Source organism: Arthrobacter sp. 2YAF22_2 (genome assembly GCF_052114645.1).
Classification (GTDB): domain Bacteria; phylum Actinomycetota; class Actinomycetes; order Actinomycetales; family Micrococcaceae; genus Arthrobacter.
In genome coordinates this window covers 1-5,668 of the sequence record NZ_JBFRFD010000224.1, presented here as the reverse complement: position 1 = coordinate 5,668, position 5,668 = coordinate 1, and the positions used below count along the sequence as shown (strand labels likewise).

5 protein-coding genes are annotated in these 5,668 nt (G+C 70.4%); all 5 read left to right on the top strand.

Annotated elements, in window-relative coordinates; all coding sequences use genetic code 11:
- A partial coding sequence (locus AB4Y86_RS10585; RefSeq protein ID WP_441402193.1) for a penicillin-binding transpeptidase domain-containing protein occupies positions 1–691 on the top strand: 691 nt, incomplete at its 5' end.
- Between the two features lie 49 nt (positions 692–740).
- Positions 741–2,423: an ABC-F family ATP-binding cassette domain-containing protein gene (locus tag AB4Y86_RS10580; RefSeq protein ID WP_441402192.1), complete on the top strand. Its 1,683-nt coding sequence runs from the start codon at positions 741–743 to the stop codon at positions 2,421–2,423.
- A gap of 50 nt (positions 2,424–2,473) precedes the next feature.
- Positions 2,474–3,661, top strand: a complete 1,188-nt coding sequence (locus AB4Y86_RS10575) for an MFS transporter (protein WP_441402191.1) — start codon at positions 2,474–2,476, stop codon at positions 3,659–3,661.
- Between the two features lie 67 nt (positions 3,662–3,728).
- The gene (locus AB4Y86_RS10570) at positions 3,729–5,231 is read left to right on the top strand and encodes a bifunctional phosphatase PAP2/diacylglycerol kinase family protein (RefSeq protein WP_441402190.1); all 1,503 of its coding nucleotides are present in this window, start codon (positions 3,729–3,731) and stop codon (positions 5,229–5,231) included.
- A 125-nt stretch (positions 5,232–5,356) separates the two neighbouring features.
- On the top strand, positions 5,357–5,668 hold a 312-nt coding region (locus AB4Y86_RS10565), incomplete at its 3' end, for an ATP-binding cassette domain-containing protein (protein WP_441402189.1).

Below are 5,668 nucleotides of genomic sequence, written 5' to 3'. Positions count from 1 at the left end.
GGGCTATCCGGCGTCGTCGCTGGGCTCCGTGACGCTGCGGGATGCCTTCGCCCATTCCTGCAATACCGCGTTCATCAATGCCCGGGACCAGGTCAGCCAGGCCCAACAGGAAGCCGCCGCCACGTCCCTGGGCGTCGCCGTGGACGCGCCGGGCCTGGGCGCCGCCGCGTTCCTCGGCTCGGTCCCGGGCGATGCCTCCGGTACCGAGCACGCGGCATCGATGATCGGCCAGGGCAAGGTACTGATGTCCCCGCTCGCCGCCGCCGTCATGGCCGGCTCGGTGGCCAAGGGGGCGCCGGTTTCGCCGTCGCTGGTGCTCAATCCCAACGCCGCGGCGGCGGGAAGCGCCACCCCGACGGCGGGACCGACCGCGGAACCGTCGTCGTCGGCCCCCGCCCCCGCGAAGTCCGCCGGCACCCCCCTTACGGCCGCGGAAGCGGCACCCCTGGCTGACATGATGCGCGCCGTGGTGACCTCCGGGCACGCCGGCTTCCTCGCCTCGGTGCCCGGCGCGCCCGTGGGCGCCAAAACCGGGACGGCGGAGTTCGGTAAGGAGGATCCGCCCAAGACCCATGCATGGATCGTGGCCGTGCACGGCGACCTCGCGGTGGCCGTTTTTGTCGAGGACGGCGGCCTCGGCGCCACCACGTCCGGGCCGCTGCTCAAGGAGTTCCTCACCGCCGCCGGCTGAGTCAGGCGTTCCGCGGGCCGGCCCGTACCTGCCATGGGAAGATTGCACAGTGGCCCATATTGACGTTTCCGGCATCGACTACTTCCTCTCCGACGGCACCCAGCTGCTCAACGGGGTGACGTTCAAGGTCCCCGCCGGCACCAAGACGGCGCTGATCGGACCGAACGGGACGGGCAAGACCACGCTGTTCCGGATCATCTCCGGTGACCTCGTCCCGGACGAAGGCGTCGTCGGCCGCTCCGGCAACATGGGCATTATGCGCCAGTTCGTCGGCCAGGTCCGGGACGAATCGACTGTCCGGGACCTGCTGGTCTCGGCCGCGCCGCCGGCCCTGGCGGCCGCCGCCCGGGCCGTCGACGAGTCGGAGCTGGCCATGATSGARCACGACGACGAGCCCACCCAGATGGCGTACGCGCAGGCCATCGTGGACTGGGGCGACGCCGGCGGTTACGACGTTGAGACCGTCTGGGACGAGGTGTGCATGGCCGCCCTCGGACTGCCCTTTGACCGCGCGCAGCACCGGCCGGCGTCGAGCCTCTCCGGCGGCGAACAGAAGCGGCTGGTGCTGGAGGCGCTGTTCGCCGGACCCGACCAACTGCTGCTGCTCGACGAGCCGGACAACTACCTGGACGTCCCCGGCAAGCGCTGGCTCGAGGCGAAGCTCAACGAATCCAAGAAGACCGTGCTGTTCATCAGCCACGACCGCGAACTGCTGAACAACGCCGCCGGCCGCATCGTGACCCTGGAGCCTGGCATCAACGGCGCCGGCGCGTGGATCCACGGCGGCGGCTTCGGCTCCTACGTGGACGCCCGCGCGGACCGGAACGCCCGTTTCGAGGAGCTGCGCAAGCGTTGGGACGAGGAGCACGTCAAGCTCAAGGAACTCGTCAACATGTACAAGAACAAGGCGGCGTTCCGTTCCGACATGGCCAACCGGTACCACGCGGCGCAGACCCGGCTGGCGAAGTTCCTCGAGGCCGGGCCGCCCGAGGCGCTGCCGATTGAGCAGAACGTCCAGATGCGGCTGAAGGGCGGCCGCACGGCCAAGCGCGCCATCGTGGCGGAGAAGCTGGAGCTGACCGGGCTGATGAGGCCCTTCTCCACCGAGGTCTGGTTCGGCGACCGGGTGGGCGTCCTCGGCTCCAACGGCTCCGGCAAGAGCCACTTCCTGCGCCTGCTCGCCACCGGCGGGACCGACCCGGAACGGGAGCACCTGCCCGTATCCGACGTCGAGATCGCCGAAGTCCCGCACGAGGGCACCGTGAAACTCGGGGCCCGGATCCGTCCCGGTTTCTTCGCGCAGACGCACGTCCGGCCCGACCTGCTGGGCAAGACCCTGCTGGAGATCCTGCACCGCGGCGACGAGCACCGGTCCGGGCTGGGCCGCGAAGCCGCCGCCGGCGCCCTCGACGGTTACGGCCTGGCTGCGCAGTCGGAACAAAAGTACGAGTCCCTCTCCGGCGGCCAGCAGGCCCGGTTCCAGATCCTGCTGCTGCAGCTCTCCGGCGCGACCCTGCTGCTGCTCGACGAACCGACGGACAACCTGGACCTGCACTCGGCCGAGGCGCTGGAACGGGCCATCGACCACTTCGAGGGCACGGTCCTGGCCGTGACCCACGACCGCTGGTTCGCCCGCACCTTCGACCGCTTCCTGGTCTTCGGCTCCGACGGCAAGGTCTATGAATCGGCCGAACCGGTCTGGGATGAGAAACGCGTCGAGCGGGCCCGTTAATTTGGAGAACATGAAGAACGCGCACAACAAGCAGCGGAAGCAGTGATCCGATGACCGGTACCGCAACGGCCCCCAGGCTGCAGGCCGCCGCCGGGGCGACCTTCCTGATCTTCGGGATCAACGGCCTTGTCTTCGCAAGCTGGGCCGCACGCATCCCGGCGGTCACCGAAATCCTGCACATCACGTCGGGAGAGATGGGAACCCTGCTGCTCTGCGTCGCCGTGGGTTCGCTGATTGCGCTGCCGACGGCGGGCTGGGTAGTGGGCCGGCTGGGGACAGGCAACACCGTCCGCGCGGCCGGCCTGCTGGCAGCGGCCGCCGGTGTGGGAATCGCCTTGTCCCTTAACGGCGGTTCGATCGTCGGAACCGCAGTATCGCTCTTCTTCTTTGGCATTGGCATCGGTCTCTGGGACGTCTCGCAGAACATCGAGGGCGCGGACGTCGAACACCGACTGGGCCGCACCATCATGCCGCAGTTCCACGCCGCGTACAGCGGCGGCGCCTTCGTGGGTGCGCTCATCGGCGCCGGCCTGTCCCGGATCGACGTCGGGCTCCCGGTGCACCTGCTGGTCATCGCCGGCGTCGTCGTCGTGGCTGCGCTGGTGGCGCCCCGCTATTTCCTGCCGCATGTGCCGGAGCCTGCTCCGGCCGACGGCGGGGCCAAGGCGCCGCGGACCGGCTCCGCCTGGCGGGACAGCCGGACGTTGCTGCTCGGCGTCGTCGTCCTGGGCGCCACCCTGACCGAGGGTGCCGGCAACGACTGGATCGCCAAGGCGGCGGTGGACGGGCTGGGTGCCGAGCAGTCCACCGGAGCCCTGCTGTTTGCCGCCTTCGTGCTGGCGATGACCGCTATGCGCTTCTTCGGCGGCCGGGCGATCGATGTGTACGGCCGGGTGGCGGTGCTGCGGGCCAGCATGGCTGCGGCCGCGGCAGGGCTGGTCTTCTTCGTCTTTGCCGGCAACCTGTGGCTCGCCACCGCCGGCGCGGCGCTCTGGGGCGTGGGAGCGGCCCTCGCCTTCCCGATGGGCATGTCCGCCGCAGCCGATGACCCCAAGCACGCCGCGGCGCGGGTGTCCGTCGTGTCGACCCTGGGCTACATCGCATTCCTGGCCGGGCCGCCCCTGCTGGGCTACCTCGGCGACCTGACCGGGATCCGGCTGGCGCTGCTCGCCATCGGGGCGCCCATTCTGGTTGCCCTGCTGCTCGCCGGCGCCGCGAGGCCCGTGCGCGCCCACTGAGCAGCCGAGAGACCCGGCACCCGGGTCACTGCCTTTGCCCGGCGGCGCCCCGCAGTAGGGTGGGGAAATGCGAAGCATGCTGAGAAACACCCCTGGCCGGCTGGAGAAGCTGGACCGGAAACTGGTCCGCTCCGTCTCCCGGCTGCCCGGCGGGAGCCATGACGACTTCTTCCGGAGGCTCTCCTCGGCCGCCGACCAGGGCAAGCTCTGGCTCGGCATTGCCGCGGTGATGGCCCTCGTCCCAGGCAAGACCAGGCGCGCGGCCCTGCACGGCGTCCTGGCCCAGGGAGCGGCGTCCGCCGTGACCAACCTGGTCTTCAAGTCCCTGCTGCCGCGCGCCCGGCCGCTGCCCGAACACCTGCCCGTCTTCCGCTTCGTCAACCCGCAGCCCACCAGTTCGTCCATGCCCTCGGGGCACTCCGCGTCGGCCGCCGCCTTTGCCGTCGGCGTGGGGCTGGTCCGCCCGGCACTGGGCGTCGCGCTGGCGCCGGTCGCCGCCGGAGTGGCCTATTCCAGGGTCCACACCGGGGCGCACTGGCCCACGGACGTCTTCTTCGGCTCGGCGATCGGGGCCGGCGCGGCCCTGGTGACGCGGAAGTGGTGGCCGGTCCGTCCGCCGTTCCCCGCGGTCCGGCGCACCCCGGTCGAGGCCGCCCCGCTGCCCGGCGGCGAGGGACTCGGCATCGCCGTCAACACGCTGGGCGGGTCCTACTCGGCCGAAACCGCCGACGCCCTGCAAAAAGTATTCCCCCAGGCGCATATAAAGGAGATCGGTCCGGACGATGACGTCGCGGCTGAAATTGCAGCGGTGGCGACCCGGCCCGGCGTCGTCGCGCTCGGCGTCTGGGGCGGAGACGGCACCGTGGGCACCGCCGCGGCGGCCGCCGTCGAGCATTCCCTCCCGCTCCTGGTGTTGCCCGGCGGAACGCTGAACCACTTCGCCCGGGACGCCGGCACCCCCACCTTGCAGGCCGCCGTCGACGCGGCCGACAAGGGGCAGGCGGCGCGTGCGGACCTTGGTCACGTGAAACTCGAACGCGGGCTGCCGGACAGCCCGGAGCAGCTGGAACTGACCATGCTGAACACGGCCAGCATCGGCCTGTATCCCAACCTGGTGCGCCGGCGGGAGCACCTCCAGCCGGCGCTGGGGAAACCGCTGGCCGGGGTCATCGCGATGTTCCGGACCTTCGCCGCGGGCACACCCAGCACCTTGATCGTGGACGGCGTGCGGCACAAGCTTTGGATCCTCTACGTTGGCCGCGGGCGCTACTACCCGCGTGACCATGCGCCCCTGGCCCGGCCGGTACTGGACGACGGCGTGCTGGACCTGCGGATGATCACCGCTGACGAGTCATTTGCCCGCCTGCGCCTGCTGTGGTCCGTGCTGACCGGGACCGTGGCGACCTCGCGGATCACGCACCTGCGCGAAGCCACCCGGATCCGGGTGGAACCGGGGGACTCTTCGATGGTGCTGGCGGTGGACGGCGAAGTCATGCCCGGCGTCCGCGCCGTGGAGTTCTCGGTGCTGCCCGGCGGACTGGTGTACTACACACCGGAGCCGCAGGACTGACCCGCCGTCATCCCCGCGGATTACCCTGATTCGCCCCTGAATCATCCCTGAGAGCGGCGAATTCACCGGCTCCCGCCGGTAGCGTGGTGCGTACACAACCGCACGCAACGCAAAGGAACGCTTCCATGATCGAAGCACGAGGCCTGACCAAGGTGTACGGCGAAAAAGCCGCCGTCACCGGAGTCAATTTCACCGTCGAAGCCGGCCGGGTCACCGGTTTCCTGGGTCCCAACGGCGCCGGCAAGTCCACCACCATGCGCATGATCATGGGCCTGGACCGACCGACGTCGGGCTCCGTCACCGTCAACGGCGTCCCGTTCGACCGGCACCATGCGCCGCTGCGCGACGTGGGCGCCCTGCTGGACGCCAAAGCAGTCCACACCAGCCGCTCGGCCTACAACCACCTGCTGGCCATGGCCGCCACACACAGCATCCCC

Coding starts and splice junctions, on each gene's coding strand:
- AB4Y86_RS10575 (WP_441402191.1), top strand. CDS start 2,474: ATGACCGGTACCGCAACGGCCCCCAGGCTGCAGGCCGCCGCCGGGGCG.
- AB4Y86_RS10570 (WP_441402190.1), top strand. CDS start 3,729: ATGCGAAGCATGCTGAGAAACACCCCTGGCCGGCTGGAGAAGCTGGAC.